We start from the raw sequence: 18,148 nt of genomic DNA on the forward strand, positions 1-18,148 counted from the left end.
AGGCAGGGCGCCGTTCGGTTCACGAAATCTAGTTAGAGTTTGCGCGAAAGCGCTGGCAGAGTTTGCGCGAAAACGCTGGGTGAGCGGCTCTAATCATAATTTGATGTCACAATAAAGAGCTGTTCAGGGTTAGCCGGACAAAGTCAAGTCGAGGCCAACATACACGCCATATGCGACGAGTTTGTTGCCTTCAAGGTCAGTTTTCGCTGACCTAAGCCGAATAGTGCAGCGGACAGGCGTCTCGCTTCATTCAGCCTTGAGCCGTTCGAGGCCATCGACGATCGTCGTCAGCGTGATTTCCTGAACGTCGTATGCCGCAACGCCGTGGATGGTGAACGGGTCGGCAGCGACATAGGCTTCCAGCTCGGACTTGTCTCCGTGGGCGAAGATAACGCCGCCGGTGCGCGGCACCTTGCGGCCGGATGCGAGGAACCAGCCTTTCGCATAGCCTTCCTTGACCCAGGCCATGTGCGGCTCCATGTGCTTGTCGGCTTCGTCATTGCCCTTGAGGTAAGTCAGCGAAAGAATGAACATCAATCAGGTCCACAGGAGTTGTGCGCGGATAAGGCCACGCAGGGAGTTTCCGACGTAGAGAGGGCGATCTCTCAGATCATCGAGACGGATACGGCCAACGCGGGCTTTGCGCTGACAGATGAGTTCCGTGCGCAGGACGCCGGCAAGCAGGCCGGCTGATATGGGCGGGGTGCGCAAGGTGTCCGGATCATCAACGACGAAGATCGAGGCGATCGTGCCCTCGCACACTTCATTATGCTCGTTGAGCAGCAAGACTTCTTCAGCCTCATCGGGCCGATATTCCGCGCGGGCCGCTTCGTAGACGCCGCGGCGGGTGGTCTTGACGCGGAGCAGCTTGTCGGAGGAATCGAGCCGCGTTTCGGCGATGCGGACGCGCCAGACCGTGTCGGGCAGCAAGGGAACAAAGGGCGCGGTCGTCACCTCGGTCTGCCCGGCGCGATCCAATGTCAATCGTACCCTCAAGGGCTGGACAGCGTCTGCGACGGCCTGCTCGAGCCCGCCGATCACGTTTTTCGGGGCGGAGAAGCCAAGACGGCGCGCCGACCTTTGCAGGCGGGCCAAATGCAAGCGCAAACGCACGAAGCCGGTGTCCGGCTCGTAGCGCAACGTCTCTATCAGGCTGAAATCCTCTACCGGTCGATCCATCGGTCCCCCACGGCGAAGCGCGCCTTGAGGAGGCATTCTTCATATTCCGCTTCCGCTGTCGAATCGAAGACGATGCCTCCGCCGACATTGAACACCGCGCGGCCGTCTTCGAAAAGCGTGATCGTGCGGATCGCCACTGAAAAACGCATGGCTCCACTAGGCGAGATCATACCGATCGCGCCGCAATAAGCATCGCGCGGGCTATCTTCCAGCGCATGCAGGATTTCCATCGCCCGCATTTTCGGTGCGCCGGTGATCGAGCCGCAGGGGAAGAGGGCTGCGAGGATATCGCGAATGGTCATGTCCGGAAGCAGCTTGGCCTGCACATGACTGACCATCTGGTGCAGGGTCGGATAGGTCTCGATTTCAAAGAGCTTCGACACATCGAGCGTGCCGACTTCGGTGATGCGGGAGATATCGTTGCGAAGCAAGTCGACGATCATGCGGTTCTCGGCCTGCGTCTTCTCGTCGGCGAGCATGGTGGCGACGATCGCGTCGTCCTCGGCGGCATCCTTGCCGCGCTTGGCCGTGCCCTTCATCGGATGCGTCTCGATCCAGCCATCCTCGTCCGTGCGAAAGAAAAGCTCCGGCGAGCGCGACAGGATGATCGGGCCGCCGAGATCGACGAGCGCGCCGTATTTCACTGGCTGTCGATCGATCAGCGACCAGAAGGCGGCGCGGACATCGCCGTTCCAGCGTGCCCTTATCGGCATGGTGAGGTTCGCCTGATAGCAGTCGCCGAGGCGCAGATGTTGGTGCAGCCTGTCGAAACGCTTCTGATAGATCTCGAAATTCCAGGCGGCTTTGGGCTCCGTCAGGAACTCCTGGTTTTCCTGCCGCTGCGATGGCTGGGCAAGCGGATGACCGTCGCCAGAGGGAGCGTCGAAAACACCGAAGCAGAGCAGGGGCGTTTCCCTGTTCTCCTCGGTGAAGGGCGCGAGCTTTTCCTCGAAGAGATGGCCGGCCTCATAGGCCATGTAGCCCGCAAGCCATTTTCCTTGCCGCTTGGCCTCTTCCATGCGGTCGAGCGCATCAAAGAACGAAGCACGCGTATGGGCAATGATGATCTCAGCCGGTTCGGCAAAGATCATCACCTGTCCAGTGCTGTCGTCCCTGAACAGGACGTAAGGTATGGCGTCGGCCATTGGGCAGTTCTTCGCCGATCGGTTCTATGCGCCCTTATCTAACGCTTCCAGCTCGTCGATCAGCCCTTCGATCATCGACAAGCCCTTGCTCCAGAACGACGGATCGGTCGCATCGAGGCCGAAAGGCTTCAAGAGTTCGGAGTGGTGCTTGGTGCCGCCGACCTTCAGCAGTTCGAAATACTTCTCCTGGAAGCCCGTTTCGGCGTTGCGGTAGACCGCATAGAGCGAGTTCACGAGGCAGTCGCCGAAGGCATAGGCATAGACGTAGAAGGGCGAATGGATGAAGTGGGGGATATAGGCCCAATAGGTCTCGTAGCCCTCGGAGATCCTGATCGCCGGACCCAGGCTTTCGGCCTGCACGGAGAGCCACAGCTGGCCGATATCGTCCGATGTCAGCTCGCCATTCTTGCGGGCGGTATGTAGCTTGCGCTCGAATTCGTAGAAGGCGATCTGGCGCACGACCGTATTGATCATGTCCTCGACCTTCTGGGCGAGCATCGCCTTGCGCTCGCGCTTGTCGGTGGTCTTGTCGAGCAGTGCGCGGAAGGTGAGCATTTCACCGAAGACGGAGGCGGTTTCGGCCAACGTCAGCGGTGTCTGGCACATCAGCGCGCCCTGGCCGCCGGCGAGCACCTGATGCACGCCATGGCCAAGTTCATGCGCCAGCGTCATGACATCGCGCGGCTTGCCCATATAGTTGACCAAGACGTAAGGGTGAGCGGACGGCACGGTCGGGTGCGCGAAGGCGCCCGGCGCCTTGCCGGGGCGCACCGGCGCATCGATCCATTCCTCATCGAAGAAACGCTTGGCGATAGCGGCCATGTCGGGCGCGAAATTGCCATAGGCCGACAGCACTGTTTCCTTCGCCTCGGTCCACGGAATCAGCGCATTGGGCGTTTCCGGCAGCGGCGCGTTACGGTCCCAGAAGTTCATCTGGTCCATGCCGAGCCACTTGGCCTTCATCTTATAATAGCGATGCGAGAGGCGCGGATAAGCCTCGCGTACCGCAGCTGCCAGCGCATCCACCACTTCGCGCTCGACGCGGTTGGCCAAGTGTCTGCTGTCGGCGATATCCTCGAAGCCGCGCCAGCGATCGGAGATTTCCTTGTCCTTGGCGAGGGTATTGGTAATCAGCGTGAAGGTGCGCAGATTGGCCTTGAAGGTCTCGGCAAGCGCCATGGCCGCCTTGCGGCGCGCTTCCGGGTCCTTTTCCTGCAACATGTTCAGGGCGACTTCCAGCGGCAGCTTTTCGCCGTCGATCTCGAAGCGCAGCTCGGCCATGGTCTCGTCGAACAGCCGGTTGAAGGCGGCCGCGCTCGTCATGGACTTTTCTAGGAACAACTGCTCGAGCTTGTCGTCGAGCTGATGCGGCTTGTCCTTGCGCAGGTCGACGATCCAGGGGCGATAGTGGCCGGCGGCCGGATCGTTCGCCATGCACGCGTCCATGACGGCATCATCGATGCGGTTCAGCTCCAGCGGGAAGAACAACAGGTGCGATGCATGATCGGTCAGCTTCGCCTGGACATCGCCATAGAGCTTGCCGTTGGCGGGATCGGTGGTGTTGGAGAAGTAGGTCAGGCCGGCGAAAGAGCCGAGGCGGCCCATGATATCGTCCAGCGCCTCATATTCCTTCAGAGCAGCGCCGATACCGGCTTCTCCGGTCTTTGTCGCCGCATCGCCGAGCTTGCCCTTCCACTTTTCCTCGAAGGCGACCGACATCTTGCCGGCCTTCTCCATGTCTCCAACGAAGGCGGGCGCCGTGGCCGAGGCATAGAGATCGCTGAGCTTCCAGGCGGGCAGATCGCCAAGCGTCTGGCCGGCGGCCTGGTTTGCGGAGAAATTAAGGGGGTGGCGGAGCGAGGTCGGGCTCATAGGCGATATTTCCTCTGCTTTTTATTTCGGAATATCCGGACCGTTCGTGTCTATTCGGCTGGAAAGCCTGCGGCAAGGGCTGATTTGCCGGCGCGGGCGGTTGAAACATAAGCGATATTACATTCGTCATAATGATTAAAATGCGATGATTTGGCAAAACTTCATGTTCAAGCCTTTCTGCGACTGTCGTGTCAGGTTTCGCATGAAGTGAGGCACCAATGACCGTTTATAATAGCGCCAAAGGGGGCGCGCAGATTCTCGTTGTTGAGGATGATCCGATTCAGCGCCGTCTGCTAAAAAATGCCATCGAGCGGCACGGACACGTGGCCCATCTGGCGGAGAATGGCCGTCTTGGCCTTGAGACCCTGAAGCGCAACAGCGAGCAGATCAATGTGATCGTGCTCGATCTCATGATGCCGGAGATGAACGGCATCGAATTTCTGGGTGCGCTGAGCGACATGGGCATCGATCTGCCCGTGATCGTGCAGACGGGGCAGGGCGGTATCGACACCGTGGTGCAGGCCATGCGGGCCGGCGCCTTCGATTTCGTCGTCAAGCCCGTATCGCCGGAGCGCATCGCGGCGTCGATCGCCAACGCGCTCAAGCTCGACCAGCGTGAGGCGAAGGCGCGTGCCGGCCGCAAGTCGCGTTCCAGCGCCATCACCTTCGATGACATCGTCTCGGCAAGCCCGGCGATGATGCGGGTGATCGATCTTGCCCATCGCGCGGCGCAATCGAACATTCCAGTCGTGCTGGAAGGCGAATCAGGCGTGGGCAAAGAGCTCGTGGCTCGCGCCATTCAGGCCGGCAGCGACCGTTCCGGAAAGCCGTTTGTTACGGTCAACTGTGGCGCCATCCCGCACAATCTGGTCGAAAGTATCCTCTTCGGGCATGAGAAGGGCGCATTCACGGGTGCGGCCGAGCGTCACATCGGCAAGTTCATGGAAGCCGACGGCGGCACGCTGTTCCTCGACGAAATCGGCGATCTGCCGCTGGACGTCCAGGTCAAGCTTTTGCGCGCCGTGCAGCAGGGCGAAATCGAAACTGTCGGCGCGCGCGTCGCGCAAAAAGTCAATGTCCGGTTGATTTCGGCGACCAACAAGGACCTGATCGAAGAGGTCAAGGCCGGGCGCTTCCGCGAGGATCTCTACTACCGCCTCAACGTCTTTCCGATCACCATGCCGGCGCTCCGTCGCCGCAAGGAAGATATTCCGCATCTGGCCCGTGCCTTTGCCGATCGGTTCGCGCTGGAGCAGAAGCTTGACCATCCGCTCGGCATCAGCAACGGCGCGCTGGCGCTGCTGACGGCCTATGACTGGCCGGGCAATATCCGCCAGCTCGAAAACGCGGTCTTCCGCGCCGTCGTGTTGTCCGAGGGGCCTGAGCTGCTGGATACGGATTTTCCGCAGATCGCGGCACAGCTTCCGGGTTATTTCGCCGGAGAGCAGCCGACGTTAATTGTGGATAATTCCCACGCTCATGCCGCTGATGCCATGGCGTTCGAGAGGGCAGACCGGGCGACGCGGACCATGTCGTCCGAGACGGCTGCAACCTCTCCGCTTGCCGCCGGCGATGCTTTGGCCGGCTCATCCGACAATGTCATCGTAAGCACGAATACGGCTGGCGATGTGCGTAAACTGGCGGATGTCGAGGAAGAGTTGATCCGATTCGCCCTGAAATTCTATCGCGGGCAAATGAGCCAGGTGGCCAGAAAGCTCGGCATCGGACGCTCCACTCTCTATCGAAAGTTGAAAGATTATGGTATAGACCCGGATGACCCGCTGAAAAGCGCTGCATGAGTGAATGCTTAACGTTTAGGCAAGCATATTTTGTTACCCGTCGTAAAGCACTTGTTAGTGCATCGTTCACCATGTATGAAGAGGGCGACCATGTGTGGCATTTTTGTCATCATGTCACCGCAATTGACAGCCATTTGGAACACGATGCGACAAAGTCTGTCGGACGGGGATCGAATTGCCGAATTTGAGTGTAAATACCAAGCCTAATAGCTTGAGCTGGCATTCTGCGTGCTCTGACATATTTAGCAAGGTGGCCAAGGTAGCAGCCGTTGGCCTCCTTGCTTTGGCCGTTTCTACACCTGTTTTCGTTGGCACTCCCTCGCAGGCCGGCGGGGAAACCCGTAGCCTGAAGATCTATTACGTCCACACCGGCGAAAAGGCCGTCATCACCTACAAGCGCAATGGCAAGTTCGATCCGGACGGCCTGGAAAAGCTGAACCGCATTCTGCGCGACTGGCGCAAGAATCAGCCGACCAAGATGAATCCGCGCCTGTTCGACCTCATCTGGGAAGTTTACCGCGAGAGCGGATCGCACGAATTCATCAACGTGATCTGCGGCTTCCGCTCGCCCGGCACCAACGAGATGCTGCGCACCCGTTCCGCTCATACCGGCGTTGCCAAGAAGAGCCAGCACATGCTCGGCAACGCGATGGATTTCTACATTCCGGACGTCAAGCTCGCGAAGCTGCGCGAAATCGGCATGAAGCTTCAGGAGGGCGGCGTAGGCTTCTATCCGACTTCCGGCTCGCCTTTCGTGCACATGGACGTCGGCGGCGTGCGCGCTTGGCCGCGCATGGATCGCCAGGATCTCGTTCGTCTCTTCCCGGACGGCAAGACCATGCATATTCCCGCCGATGGCCGTCCGCTGCCCGGCTATCAGGAAGCTGTCGCCGATTACAAGCGGCGCATGTCGTCCGATATTCAGATCGCCAGCTCTTCATCGCCTCGTCGCGGTTTCTTTGCTCGCCTGTTCGGTGGTGGCGGTGCGGATGAAGAAGAGGATAATGCGGACGAAGGTTCGTCGGCACCGGTGGCTGTCGCTTCCGCCTCGCGGAAGGGCCAGCCGGCCCCTGCTGCCAGTGACGATGGTGACGATAGCCCGGCAGCTGCCGCGCCCGCCCAGGTTCAGGTCGCGAGCATAAACGCGCCCGTGCCGCAGGTACGTCCGGCTTTCGGCAATCAGGCTGCAGGCAGCGACGTAGCATCCGCCCTGGTATCACAGCCGCGTAACGCTGCGCAGGAAGCTCTTGCCGCTGCCATGCCCGATACCGGTGATCAGCCGCAATATGCGGATCTTCGCTCCTATCACGTTCCGGTTCCGTCGTTGCTCGACCGTCGGTCGCCCGGCGATGCCGAAGTGGCTTCGGCCGAAGCCGACATGAAGGGTCAGCTTGCTGCCGTGCCCGTGCCGGCGCAACGTCCTGAAGTCGCGGAAAATCTTCTGGCCTCCGCTGATGCCGATCAGGAAGCGATCGATGATGAGGCCGATGCTGGTGGGCTTTCACCTTCGGTCGTCGCCGCTCTGGAACAGAGCCGGCCTGATCGGCCGGATGCGGGCACTGCGGTTGCCGTGACGCCGGCGCCGAACAATGCCGCCTCCAAGGATCAGTTGCCGCCGGCAAATAACGGCGTCGTAGCCGGCAATGATGCCGTGCAGGCGATTGCCTCCGTGCTGCCGCAGCAGCGCCCGGCTCAGCAGATGCCGATGCAGGTCGCAGCGCTTGCGCCGACGCGCAGTGAGATCAAGGCCGGAAGCCGTCGCTTCAACGACAGTTTCGATGCGGTAGCGCCGCAGGAACGGCCGATCGCAGCCGGTATCGCAACGAAGGGCGGCCGTCCGAACAAGCAGGACGCTGTCGACGCCGATGCGGGTCGCGCAACGATAACGACTGCGCCGACGCTGACGGATAAGATGATTTCACAGTGGGCAATCGCCAAGGCCCGTGTCGAGATCGTCAATCGTCCGGTCAAGGCTCCGCGTTTCGTAAGCCCGGCGCTTCGTGCCCAGCCGACTGCCGTCTACACCGATGGCTTCAAGATGCAGACCGCATCGATCGATCCGGAGCGCTTCAGCGGTACGGCGGTGAACTTCCTGCAGGTCAAGAAGTTCAATTCGGTCGAATAGACTGCGCCACCAGGTCCAGACGCATTTGGAGGAGCCCGTTTGGGCTCCTTTTCATTTGAGCGCGACACCAATGGATTAGGTCGCCGCCAGTTTTTTATTCCTCGCCATCCCTCCGCTCAGTTTCGCTTCATGCTGCGCCATTAGGCCGATAGGCTTGAATGGCGGGATATCGAAGTTTGAACCGGAAGTCGGCAATCATCATTGGCAATGGCAAGCTTGAGCGTGATCTCTCGGAGATTGTCGACAACGCCGATTTCGCAATGCGCTTCAACGAGCCCAAAGCCTCGATCGGCATGAGCGGATCGCGCACGGATGTCTTGATGCTGGCAGCTTCCAGCAAGCCTATGCAGCGCCGATTGACGGATCCGGGTTTCCTCACCAGCCCTACGTTCAAGGCGGCGAAGGAGGTGGTGCTTGCCTATCACCCCGATATCATCCGCAAATATCATCCAAAGCCGAATTTTCTGTCGCGCCTGAAAGGCCGGAAGAGCGACTGGACGCTGCGGACGATCGAACTGGTGGGCGGTGCCGGCAAGGAAATCCGCATCATGCCGCCGCAATTCTACGTCGACGGCTGTGCCGAGCTCGGCGTGACCGAGGGCCGGATGAGCCAGGTTTTTCCGAGCACAGGCTTCTTCGGCATTCGGTACGTTCTGTCCATGCTGCCTGCCGATGAGTGGGACGTGAAGCTCTGCGGGTTCAGCTGGGAGGGGTGGAAACGCCATGCCTGGATGGATGAACGCCGCTGGGTCGAGGAAAAGGTCGCGAGCGGTCGCATCGGCATGCTTGCCTGAGCGCTCGCGAGTCCATGGATAACACCCTTGAAAGTTTCAGTTTTCAGTTTCGCCTCAGGTCTGCCTAAGCTCGCTTTCATTCAGGGTTGCTAGAGCCTGCTCGCACAACACTGAGGTATCCATTCATGCAGACTCACGAATTCAGCCCGTCTTCGGCTTTGCCGCTTGGGAGATCGCATACGGGATTCGGATTCGATCACATGGCGGGCTCGATCGGCGCCAGCCTGAATGCACCTGTTCAACCCGTCATCCGTGGTTTCGTCGTCCATCTCGATCGTGCGCGCGATCGCATGCCGCAGGTCGAGAGGCTGATGGCCAAGCTGCCGATCCCCAGTGAAATCGTGGATGCAGTCGATGGCAGCTGCCTGACGGATGCCGAGATAGATCGGGTGTATCGTCGCCGGCTTCACAAGCCGTCCTATCCGTTTGAGATGAGCATCGGCGAGATCGCCTGCTTCCTGTCGCATCGCAAGGCATGGGCCGCCATCGTCGAGCAAGGCATCGATGCTGGGCTGATTTTCGAAGACGATGTCGAGCTCGATGATTCGTTTCATGCAGCTTTTGCGGCTGCGAAGGCTTGCCTCAAGCCCGGTGCATTCATTCGCTTTCCTTTCCGTATGGGCAAGGAGCATGGCAAGTGCGTTCTCACGCAAGGCGACGTCAATGTCATTCAGCCGACCCGCATCGGGCTTGGCATGGTGGCCCAGCTCGTCAGCCGCGATGCCGCCATTCGCCTGCTTGCGGCGACCGCCTCCTTTGACCGACCCGTTGACACCACCGTGCAGATGAGCTGGCTTACCCATGTTTCGCCACTGGCCGTTCTGCCCGGCGGCGTTCACGAAATCTCGTCGCAGCTCGGCGGCAGCACCATCAAGGGCGAGAAGTCCCTGATGGAAAGGCTGGCGAGGGAAGTCCTGCGGCCGCTTTATCGTGCGAAGATCGCCTTGCTTTCGCGTTGCTCCATCTGAGACGATCAACTTGGCCGTTCCAATCCTCGCATATCATCAGATTGCGGTGCCGCCTTCGAGCAGCGCGCCGTTCAGAAGCATGGTCGTTCATCCGCAGGCGTTCCATCGGCAGATGGAATGGCTGAAGAGGCTCGGCATTCAGGGGCTGTCCCTGCGCGAGGCGCTGCCGTACATCTCCGGTGCCAAGACCGGCAAGGTCGCTGCCATCACCTTCGACGACAGCTATCTGAACGTCTACGAAAATGCCTTGCCGGTGTTGCAGGAATTCGGCTTCACGGCGACGAACTTCGTCGTCGTCAATCAGATCGGCGGCAGCAATATCTGGGACGTTCCGATCGGCGTTGCGCCTGCGGCCTGCATGTCATTGGAACAATTGCGTCGCTGGTGCAGTCTCGGACACGAAGTCGGCTCGCATACTCTCGATCATGTTCACCTCCCGCAATTGCCGATGGAGCAGGCGCGCCGTCAGATTTCCAATTCGCGCGGGCTGCTTGAGGACATGATCGACGAGGGCGTGTCGTCGTTCTGCTTTCCCTACGGTGACGAGACGCCGCTCGACAGGGTGCTTGCCTATGAGGCCGGCTACAGCGCGGCGACAACGACGCGGCGGGGCAGGGCCCGGCCGACGAACGATCTCTTTGGTCTGCCGCGCGCAACGATCCGGCGCAACGACACATGGCTGCACTTCATCAAGAAATGCACCTTCGGATAACCGACGAAATCGATATTGCTTTCAGCACAGCGCATTTGCCGGAGCGGGCTATCGACCGCTCCGGCACGCTGTCGATCAAGGTGCGACAGTGAAGCTGTAGGCGCCGTTGGTCTTGTGGCCATCGGTGGAGAGCGCGTGCCATTCGACGGTGTATTTGCCGGGTGCAAGCTTGTCGCTGACCGGCACCATCAGGGTCTTGTCGCTGTCCATCAGCGAGGCATTTCCAGTCTTCACGACCTTCTTGTCCGGTCCCGAAACGGTCACGCCGCTGAATTTCAGGCTCAGGCCTTCTGTGAAGGTCAGATCGAGTTCGGCGGGGGATTCTTTAACGGCGCTGTCGGCCGCGGGCGTGGAGGACTTCAGGTGTGCGTGCGCCAGGGCCTGGCCCGCAAGGGTCAGGCTGGCAACGGCGGTGGCGAGTAGCAGCGTCTTCATCCGAGGCATATGGGTCTTCCTTCTTGATCTGGAGCCGCAGGGGGCCTGCGGCAGGTTGGATGGCGACTGTATCGCCGGGATAATCCCGCTCGGATTGCTGCCGATGGGGAATGGTTCGGGCGGCCGGCGGCCGCTCATTTCAGAAGATTGCGTATCTTTTGCAGGGCGATGTCCTTGTCTTCGCCATAGGCAATCAGGCTGCGCAGATTGCTGTCGGCATCGACGAGAAGGACGGAGGCGGTGTGATCCATCGTGTATTCACCATCGGCGGCGGGCACCTTCTTGGCGTAAATGCGCCAGTCCTTGATCGCTTGGCGCATTTCGTCTGGGCTACCGGTAACGCCGGTGATGCGATCGGTGAAATTGCTGGTGTATTTGTGCATGACCTCCGGCGTGTCCCGCTCGGGATCCACGGAGAAGAAATAGGCCTTCAGCTTGTCGCCATCCGGCCCAAGCGTCTTCAGCCAGCCCGCCATCTCGAACAACGTGGTCGGGCAAACGTCCGGGCAATGCGTATAGCCGAAATAGACCAGTGACGGGTGTCCCTTCAGTGCCGCCGCCGTAATCGGCTGACCATGATCGTCGATGAGATTGAACGAAGTGCCGATCTGGTTTTGCGCCGCTTGTGCCGGCGGCAGCAGGCTCCAGGTGAAATACGCGATCAAACCGCAGACGCCGAGCAGAAAGACCGTCAAGATCGCCGGGATCGACCATTCCTTGCTGAACATCGGCTTCTCCTGCCGGGAGTGAAGGGAGGTTCGGCCTTGGCCGCGCCGCTCATTCAGCTGCGTTGGCATGATCGCCTCCGCTCATTGCCTTGCTGGCGACCGCCGAACCCACGGGAAAGTCGACATCGACCGAGCCGGCCTTTTCGAAAGTCAGCTTCGCCCTGATCGTCTCGCCTTCCTTGAACGGTTGGACAACGTCCATGAACATGAGGTGATAGCTGCCGGGTTTCAGTTGAACTGTCTGCCCGGCGGGGATTGCGAGGCCGCTTTCAAGCTTGCGCATCACCATGATGTCGTTGTCCATTTTCATCTCATGGACCTCGACCTTGACCGCTCTCGGCGAGCTGCCTGCCATCAATCGGTCGTCGGCCTGGCCTGTGTTCGTTATGGTCAAATAGCCGCCTCCGACCTCCGCGCCTGGCACCATGGCCCGCACGTAGGGAGCGGCGATCTTGAGATTTCCAAACGTCAGATCGGCGGCGAAAGCCAGGCTGGGCGCGGCAAGGCATAGGCTTGCTGTGAGGAAAGATCTGATAAATCGGTTCATGATCGTTGTCCTTTGGGATCGGGATGCGGCGCGGCAGGCCTTGCCGCGCGGCCTTTCATGAAAAGAAGCGTTTCAGCGGTGGTGTGAAGCGAATGAGCGTCTGGTCCAGAATCAGCATCGCAAGGACGGCCGCGCCCGTCAGCGGAAAGGCAAGGCCGAAGACGATCGCGATCAGCCACAGTCCGACGTAAACGGATTTTTGTTGCGGCATCGGCGGTATACCGAGGCGTCCGGCCGGCCGGCGTTTCCACCACATCATGACGGCGCTAACACAGCTGAGAATGATGGCCATGCAGGTTGTCAGCATCAGCAGCTGGTTGAAGAGGCCCCATTCCTGTCCCTGATGGACATTGATCCCCCATTCGATCGCACGACCGAGCGCCGGATATTGATCGAAGGAAAGATCGATCAGCGGTTTGCCGGAATACTGGTCGATATGAACCGTACGCTCCTGAGAAAGATCTTTGGGGAAGATCGAGGCTGTGAAAACGCCCGTTGGGTCCGAAGGCAGCGCGACGCTGAAGCCTGGAGCCATGCCGAGTTGCCTGGCGATCTCGACGGCCTTGTCGAGGCCGATCGGTGGCGACATGGTCGCCGCATCGGACAGGGGCACAGGCGCGTTCTCCACGATCCAGCCAGGCCGATTGACGACATCCTGCGTGAGTCTCGTGGATTTCGGAACCTCGTCCCAAAGCGCGGCGGGATATCCGAGATCATGAGATGTCAGCCACGCGTTGACATTCGCACCCCAGTAACCCGACCAGGGCATACCGCTAAAAGCCAGGAAGAAGATGACGATCCCTGCGACGGCGCCGGTCACGGCATGAAGATCGCGCCAGAAGACGCGGCGCGAGGGCGTGCCGCGTACTGTCAGCACGCCGCCCGTCTGGCGCCTTGGCCACCATAGATAAATGCCGGTGACGACGAGCATAAGAGCGAAACCGCCGACAATCTCGACGATGCGGTTGGTCCATGTTCCGAAATATTCGAGGCTGTGGATGCGCTTGACCACCCAGCTGAACTCTTCCTTCGAGCCGACCGAGCCAAGCACCTCGCCGTCATGTGGATTGACGTAGACCAGCGTCGATTGAGCACCTTTGGACACCGTCACCAGGGCGGATCGATTTCCGGCCGCCGGCTCACGGTAGGAAGTTGCGGTGGTTCCCGGCATTGCCGAAAGCGCCGCATCGACGATCTTTTGCGGCGGCAGCATCGCGCCGGTATCGGCGACGATATTGCGGTGGGAGTAGAAGATGTCGGCGATCTGATCCTTGAACAGATAGATGGATCCGGTAACCGCCAGGTTGAGCAGAAAGGGAATGACAAGCAGGCCGGCGAAGAAATGCCAGCGCCAGATCGCTCGATAGAGCGAGATCTGATCCGTTGTTGTCGCGGCAGGTTCGGCCGCAGTGAAAGCAGACATGAGGATCTCTCCGAAGATCCGGCGGCACGGAACGATCCCGTTCGAAAGATTGCGCGGTCTGCAGGTGTGATATCAGCAAGGAGGCTTCTCACCCGCAGCCGGCACGATCAGGTCTCGTGGTGCGGCCGCCGTTGACGACGAGCGTCACGGCATCGGCCGCGACGCAGGCTCAGGCAAGAATCGGAAGAGCAGGGGGAGCACGTGGTCCGCTATTCGGCGGATAAAGCTGGCGATGATACGCCTCGCTTCTGACGACGACGATATCCTCGCGAACAAAGGCTAGATGTTCGAAAATATCGGTCGACGGCGTGGGAAGCAGAATGGCCGCCGAAATTCGGCAAGCCTCGCATCCCGGCATAAAGGTCTTGCCGTGCTCCTTACCATCAGGCGTCCGTTCGGTGACGCAGATGACGGGCAGAGTGCCGTCCGGCAGACGGTATTGGGCAAGCTCAAGGGTTGTCAGTTCCGCAGCGCTGGCCACGGCGGGCGTGTGGGCAAAGCCAACGGACAGCAATGCGACGGCGCATAGAATGCGCACGATCCACTGCGTTGTCCCAAAGAGTCGCTTCCGCACGATTGTCCCCGTATTTTCCAAAGCAATTACGACATTCGTCGACGCAGCTCAATGCGTCAATTTGGTCTGCGCACAGCAGCACCGTTTACATACCGAGCGAAGGTCAGATACAGATTCGTTGGAAAGGCCGAGCTGGCGGTTCGGCCGTGTCTGTATTGTTCATCGTCCTGTCGTCGGCATGTGTTCGGCGGCTTGCACGAAAAGGAAATGAAATGCCCATCGAATCCTGGAGGGGTGGCGAGATCGACGTTGCCGTGATCGGTGCCGGTGCCGCCGGTGTCGCGGCTGCCCGGCAGCTGCAATCGCTTCGGCCGGATCTCTCGATCGTGCTGCTTGAGGCCTCCAGTCGGGTCGGCGGCCGGGCGCGAACCATTCATCCGCTTGGCGCCGATGGCGTCGCGCTCGATCTTGGTTGCGGCTGGCTGCATGGTGCCCGCACCAATGAGTGGACGGGAGTTGCCGAAAAGATCGGCCTGACGGTCGATCGCACGCCCGCGCCCTGGAGCGATGGTGGCCGCCAACTCGAGGCGGCGGATCCGGACGCAAAGGCGGCCGCCGCCGCCACAGCGGATTTCTTCGAGCGTGCCGATGCTTATGACGGCGTCGTCGATACCGATCTCGGCGCCATCGTCGCGCCCTCTGACCCATGGCGCGAGCGTATTCATGCCGTCGCCGCTTTCGTGACCGGGGCGGAACTGCCGAAGTCTTCGGTGATCGATCTCGGCCGGTATGATCCAGGTGCTGGGCCGGACTGGCGCGTGCGGGAAGGCTACGGAACGCTTGTCGCAACCTATGGCCAGTCCGTGCCCACAGTCCTCGATGTCGAAGTGACCCGCATCGACCATAGCCCTGCCGACCATATCCTGCTTTCAACAACCTTCGGCGAGCTGAAGGCGCGGGCCGTGATCATTGCCGTCTCGACCAATGTACTTGCCGCCGAGCGCATTCAATTCTGGCCACCGCTTCCCGACAAGATCGAAGCGGCGGCGCGTTTGCCCCTCGGCTTGGCGAACAAGTTTTTCATTCGAGTGGAAAGACCGGAGCTGTTGCCAACGGATACCCACGCTATGGGATCGCGGCTGGATCGCCGCACCGGCGCCTATCAGTTGCGGCCGTTCGGCGCGCCCGTCATCGAAGCCTATTTTGCCGGCGATCTCGCACTCGATCTCGAACGGCAGGGACTGGACGCTGCCTTCGCCTTTTCGGTGGAGCAATTGCAGCATGTCCTTGGCGCTGACATCGCCACAACGCTGTCGCCCCTTGCCATGTCGGGCTGGGCAAGCGAGCCATTTGTCGGCGGCTCCTATTCCTATGCCACGCCAGGAGCTTCCGATTTGCGGGGTGTGTTGGCCGCCCCCTGCAATGACCGGCTGTTCTTTGCGGGCGAGGCTTGTTCGCGTGCCCGATATTCGACGGCGCATGGGGCTTACGAGACCGGAGCCGTGGCGGCGCAATCGGTGGCAAAAGCGCTCTGAACCGGGCCTTGTTGCCGGAATAGGTCCCGCGACAACGAAAAATAACGATTCGCCTCGAAAATTTGTGAAAAGCGCTCTTAAACTTGCGTCGCAACAGGCGTAAACGCAATCAAACACCACCCGATTTGGTTTAGATTCTCCTGCGGGAGAAGGGCGGCGAAAGCCGCGATGGAAAAAGCATTTGGAGGAGCCATGAGTAACGGCGACGCAACGACGTTCGACATTCACAAAAACCCCACGCCCGCGACGGATAGCGAACGGGAAGCCTTGATGCAGAATCCGGGTTTCGGTCGTGTCTTCACCGATCATATGGTGACGATCCGCTATTCGCAGGATCGCGGCTGGCATAGCCCCAAGATCGAGGCGCGCAAGGCGCTAGCTCTCGACCCGGCAACCGTGGTGCTTCACTACGCCCAGGAAATCTTCGAGGGTATGAAAGCCTATCATCTGCCTGATGGCGGTGCCGCGCTGTTCCGCCCGGACGCGAATGCACGACGCTTCCACAATTCGGCAGAGCGCTTGGCCATGCCGCCCCTACCGGAAGCGCTCTTTGTGGAGTCCGTCCGCGAGCTCGTGAAGATCGATCGCAAGTGGATCCCGACTGCCGAGGGTGCGTCGCTCTATCTGCGTCCGTTCATGATCGGCTCGGAAGTCGCGCTCGGAACACGTCCGGCGACCGACTACCTCTATTGCGTCGTTGCGTCTCCCGTCGCGTCCTATTTCAAGAGCGCCGCTTCGGCCGTCACGCTGTGGCTTTCCGAGAACTTCACGCGCGCGGCTCCTGGCGGCACCGGTGCTGCCAAGTGCGGCGGCAACTATGCCGCAAGCCTTTCCGCGCTTGCCGAAGGTCAGCGTGAAGGTTGCGAGCAGGTCGTCTTCCTCGACGCCGTCGAGAAGCGCTGGATCGAAGAGCTCGGCGGCATGAATATCTTCTTCGTGTTCAACGACGGTTCGCTGCAGACGCCGCCGCTCACTGGCACCATCCTGCCGGGTATCACACGCGACTCGCTGATCAAGCTGGGCCGGGATATGGGCCTTACCGTTCGTGAAGAGCCCTATTCCATCCAGCAGTGGCAGGCCGATGTCGAGAGCGGCCGCCTGAGCGAAGCCTTCGCCTGCGGGACGGCAGCTGTCGTCACCCCGATCGGCAAGCTGAAGGGCCGGGAATACGGCTTCACCATCGGCGACGGCAATGCCGGCCCGACCACGCTTCGTCTAAAGGCCGCGCTGACCGACATTCAGTTCGGCCGCGCGCCTGACAAGCAGGAATGGCTCGATCGTCTGTTCTAAGGCTTAAGGCCGATCATCCGGTCAACCTTTGACCGCAACGAGATCGATAACCGGCGGGGATGGCAAACGGGTCTTCCCGCCGGGCTCTGACACAAGAGATCGCATAGTCACCCGAAACATCGGAGTTGTTATGATGACCAACGTCAGCGACCGTCCCGGCATCGAGCCGGGCGAGGAGATCGGCTTTGTCGGTCTCGGCGTCATGGGCCAGCCGATGGCCCTCAATCTTGCAAGGTCCGGCACGAGGCTCGTCGTCTGGAACCGGTCGTCAGCGGCGGCCGATCCGCTGCGCGAGGCTGGTGCCCAAGTCGCCGATAGCGTCGAGGATGTTTTCGGGCGAACGCGGATCGTGCTTTTGATGCTGGTGAACGAGGCGGTGCTGGATATGATCCTGCAGCGCGGGACACCGGGCTTCGAGACGCTGGTTTCCGGACACATCGTCGTCTCGATGGGATCGAACCCGCCAGATTACTCGCGTGGCCTGGCCGCGGAGATTGCGGCAGCCGGCGGTCACTATGTCGAGGCGCCGGTGTCGGGCTCGCGCAAGCCGGCAGAGACTGCACAGCTTGTCGGACTTCTCGGCGGCGACGCGGATATCGTTGCGCATGTGCGGCCGTTGTTTGCGCCGATGTGCCGCGAAACGATCCTCTGCGGGCCAGTCGGCAACGCGTTGCTGATGAAGCTTGCCGTCAATCTCTATCTCTGCACCACGTTGGCCGGGTTGGCAGAGGCCGCGCACTTTGCCGATCGGAACGGGCTGGATCTCGCCACCTTCCAGGCGGCGATCGGCTCCGGCCCCATGGCCAGTGATCTGACGCGGGTGAAAATCCCGAAGCTCGTCGAGCGGGATTTTTCCGTCCAGGCGGCGACGGCGGATGCGCTCAACAGCACCAATCTGATCGCCGCTGCCGCGCGTGCTGCCGGCATGGCCTCGCCGATCCTCGATCTTTGCCGCGCGCTTTATGGAGAGAGCGTCGAGCTTGGCAATGGCCGGCTCGATATGTCCTCGGTTCTGACGGCGATCGAAGGCCGAACCGCGACGCTTGGCCGCTCCTAGCAATGGATCGCGCGAAGCCTATGTA

17 protein-coding genes are annotated in these 18,148 nt (G+C 60.6%); 8 read left to right on the top strand and 9 right to left on the bottom strand.

The annotated features are described in order from the left end of the window. Window positions 1–246: 246 nt before the first annotated feature. Genes HGP17_RS22660 through HGP17_RS22675 form a run of 4 tightly spaced genes read right to left on the bottom strand, consistent with a single transcriptional unit; the run spans window position 247 to window position 4,196 of the window. On the bottom strand, window positions 247–534 hold the full coding sequence (locus HGP17_RS22660; RefSeq protein ID WP_168812711.1) for a YciI family protein: 288 nt from the start codon (window positions 532–534) through the stop codon (window positions 247–249). Window positions 535–537: 3 nt separating this feature from the next. After that, a complete protein-coding gene (locus tag HGP17_RS22665; protein ID WP_168812712.1) occupies window positions 538–1,179 on the bottom strand; it encodes an aminotransferase class IV family protein in 642 nt (213 codons plus the stop codon). Then, the gene (locus tag HGP17_RS22670; protein ID WP_168812713.1) at window positions 1,164–2,324 is read right to left on the bottom strand and encodes an aminodeoxychorismate synthase component I; all 1,161 of its coding nucleotides are present in this window, start codon (window positions 2,322–2,324) and stop codon (window positions 1,164–1,166) included. The genes HGP17_RS22665 and HGP17_RS22670 overlap by 16 nt, the downstream gene beginning before the upstream one ends. A gap of 24 nt (window positions 2,325–2,348) precedes the next feature. Continuing rightward, window positions 2,349–4,196 (bottom strand): M3 family oligoendopeptidase, encoded by a 1,848-nt coding sequence (locus HGP17_RS22675; protein ID WP_168812714.1) that lies wholly within the window; start codon window positions 4,194–4,196, stop codon window positions 2,349–2,351. A gap of 218 nt (window positions 4,197–4,414) precedes the next feature. Between HGP17_RS22675 and HGP17_RS22680 the strand changes: the two genes are divergently transcribed. The 5 genes from HGP17_RS22680 (at window position 4,415) to HGP17_RS22700 (ending at window position 10,594) form a co-directional block, all read left to right on the top strand. Next, window positions 4,415–5,995 (top strand): sigma-54 dependent transcriptional regulator, encoded by a 1,581-nt coding sequence (locus HGP17_RS22680; protein ID WP_168812715.1) that lies wholly within the window; start codon window positions 4,415–4,417, stop codon window positions 5,993–5,995. Window positions 5,996–6,170: 175 nt separating this feature from the next. Next, window positions 6,171–8,120 (top strand): DUF882 domain-containing protein, encoded by a 1,950-nt coding sequence (locus HGP17_RS22685; RefSeq protein ID WP_168812716.1) that lies wholly within the window; start codon window positions 6,171–6,173, stop codon window positions 8,118–8,120. A gap of 158 nt (window positions 8,121–8,278) precedes the next feature. Then, window positions 8,279–8,914, top strand: a complete 636-nt coding sequence (locus HGP17_RS22690; RefSeq protein ID WP_168812717.1) for a hypothetical protein — start codon at window positions 8,279–8,281, stop codon at window positions 8,912–8,914. A gap of 200 nt (window positions 8,915–9,114) precedes the next feature. After that, entirely contained in the window at window positions 9,115–9,882 is a 768-nt protein-coding gene (locus HGP17_RS22695) for a glycosyltransferase family 25 protein (protein ID WP_246704175.1), read from the top strand. A gap of 10 nt (window positions 9,883–9,892) precedes the next feature. Further along, a complete protein-coding gene (locus HGP17_RS22700; RefSeq protein ID WP_168812719.1) occupies window positions 9,893–10,594 on the top strand; it encodes a polysaccharide deacetylase family protein in 702 nt (233 codons plus the stop codon). Window positions 10,595–10,669: 75 nt separating this feature from the next. On the opposite strand, the gene copC is transcribed toward HGP17_RS22700, so the two are convergent. The 5 genes from copC to HGP17_RS22725 form a co-directional block, all read right to left on the bottom strand. Next, window positions 10,670–11,038, bottom strand: coding sequence for a copper homeostasis periplasmic binding protein CopC (gene copC / locus HGP17_RS22705; RefSeq protein WP_168812720.1), 369 nt, complete (start codon window positions 11,036–11,038; stop codon window positions 10,670–10,672). Window positions 11,039–11,163: 125 nt separating this feature from the next. Then, window positions 11,164–11,757, bottom strand: coding sequence for an SCO family protein (locus HGP17_RS22710; RefSeq protein ID WP_168812890.1), 594 nt, complete (start codon window positions 11,755–11,757; stop codon window positions 11,164–11,166). Between the two features lie 49 nt (window positions 11,758–11,806). Continuing rightward, window positions 11,807–12,304 (bottom strand): copper chaperone PCu(A)C, encoded by a 498-nt coding sequence (locus HGP17_RS22715; protein ID WP_168812721.1) that lies wholly within the window; start codon window positions 12,302–12,304, stop codon window positions 11,807–11,809. A 55-nt stretch (window positions 12,305–12,359) separates the two neighbouring features. Then, the gene (locus HGP17_RS22720) at window positions 12,360–13,727 is read right to left on the bottom strand and encodes a PepSY domain-containing protein (protein WP_168812722.1); all 1,368 of its coding nucleotides are present in this window, start codon (window positions 13,725–13,727) and stop codon (window positions 12,360–12,362) included. Window positions 13,728–13,896: 169 nt separating this feature from the next. Continuing rightward, entirely contained in the window at window positions 13,897–14,301 is a 405-nt protein-coding gene (locus HGP17_RS22725) for a hypothetical protein (protein ID WP_168812723.1), read from the bottom strand. A gap of 212 nt (window positions 14,302–14,513) precedes the next feature. On the opposite strand from HGP17_RS22725, the gene HGP17_RS22730 reads away from it, so the two are divergent. From HGP17_RS22730 to HGP17_RS22740, 3 genes are all read left to right on the top strand, one after another. After that, window positions 14,514–15,776 carry an NAD(P)/FAD-dependent oxidoreductase gene (locus HGP17_RS22730; protein WP_168812724.1) on the top strand — a complete coding sequence of 421 codons (1,263 nt, stop codon included), beginning with the start codon at window positions 14,514–14,516 and terminating at the stop codon, window positions 15,774–15,776. 192 nt (window positions 15,777–15,968) lie between these two features. Beyond that, a complete protein-coding gene (locus HGP17_RS22735) occupies window positions 15,969–17,066 on the top strand; it encodes a branched-chain amino acid aminotransferase (protein ID WP_168812725.1) in 1,098 nt (365 codons plus the stop codon). Between the two features lie 130 nt (window positions 17,067–17,196). Continuing rightward, window positions 17,197–18,123, top strand: coding sequence for an NAD(P)-dependent oxidoreductase (locus tag HGP17_RS22740; RefSeq protein ID WP_246704176.1), 927 nt, complete (start codon window positions 17,197–17,199; stop codon window positions 18,121–18,123). Window positions 18,124–18,148 lie beyond the last annotated feature (25 nt).

Origin of the sequence: Rhizobium sp. P38BS-XIX (assembly GCF_012641435.1) — a bacterium.
Taxonomy (GTDB): Bacteria; Pseudomonadota; Alphaproteobacteria; order Rhizobiales; family Rhizobiaceae; genus Rhizobium.

What these genes read in the sequence shown, in the direction of transcription:
- HGP17_RS22660 (WP_168812711.1), bottom strand. Translation starts at nt 534, where the DNA reads ATGTTCATTCTTTCGCTGACTTACCTCAAGGGCAATGACGAAGCCGAC.
- HGP17_RS22665 (WP_168812712.1), bottom strand. Translation starts at nt 1,179, where the DNA reads ATGGATCGACCGGTAGAGGATTTCAGCCTGATAGAGACGTTGCGCTAC.
- HGP17_RS22670 (WP_168812713.1), bottom strand. Translation starts at nt 2,324, where the DNA reads ATGGCCGACGCCATACCTTACGTCCTGTTCAGGGACGACAGCACTGGA.
- HGP17_RS22675 (WP_168812714.1), bottom strand. Translation starts at nt 4,196, where the DNA reads ATGAGCCCGACCTCGCTCCGCCACCCCCTTAATTTCTCCGCAAACCAG.
- HGP17_RS22680 (WP_168812715.1), top strand. Translation starts at nt 4,415, where the DNA reads ATGACCGTTTATAATAGCGCCAAAGGGGGCGCGCAGATTCTCGTTGTT.
- HGP17_RS22690 (WP_168812717.1), top strand. Translation starts at nt 8,279, where the DNA reads ATGGCGGGATATCGAAGTTTGAACCGGAAGTCGGCAATCATCATTGGC.
- HGP17_RS22695 (WP_246704175.1), top strand. Translation starts at nt 9,115, where the DNA reads ATGGCGGGCTCGATCGGCGCCAGCCTGAATGCACCTGTTCAACCCGTC.
- copC (WP_168812720.1), bottom strand. Translation starts at nt 11,038, where the DNA reads ATGCCTCGGATGAAGACGCTGCTACTCGCCACCGCCGTTGCCAGCCTG.
- HGP17_RS22710 (WP_168812890.1), bottom strand. Translation starts at nt 11,757, where the DNA reads ATGTTCAGCAAGGAATGGTCGATCCCGGCGATCTTGACGGTCTTTCTG.
- HGP17_RS22715 (WP_168812721.1), bottom strand. Translation starts at nt 12,304, where the DNA reads ATGAACCGATTTATCAGATCTTTCCTCACAGCAAGCCTATGCCTTGCC.
- HGP17_RS22720 (WP_168812722.1), bottom strand. Translation starts at nt 13,727, where the DNA reads ATGTCTGCTTTCACTGCGGCCGAACCTGCCGCGACAACAACGGATCAG.
- HGP17_RS22730 (WP_168812724.1), top strand. Translation starts at nt 14,514, where the DNA reads ATGCCCATCGAATCCTGGAGGGGTGGCGAGATCGACGTTGCCGTGATC.
- HGP17_RS22735 (WP_168812725.1), top strand. Translation starts at nt 15,969, where the DNA reads ATGAGTAACGGCGACGCAACGACGTTCGACATTCACAAAAACCCCACG.
- HGP17_RS22740 (WP_246704176.1), top strand. Translation starts at nt 17,197, where the DNA reads ATGATGACCAACGTCAGCGACCGTCCCGGCATCGAGCCGGGCGAGGAG.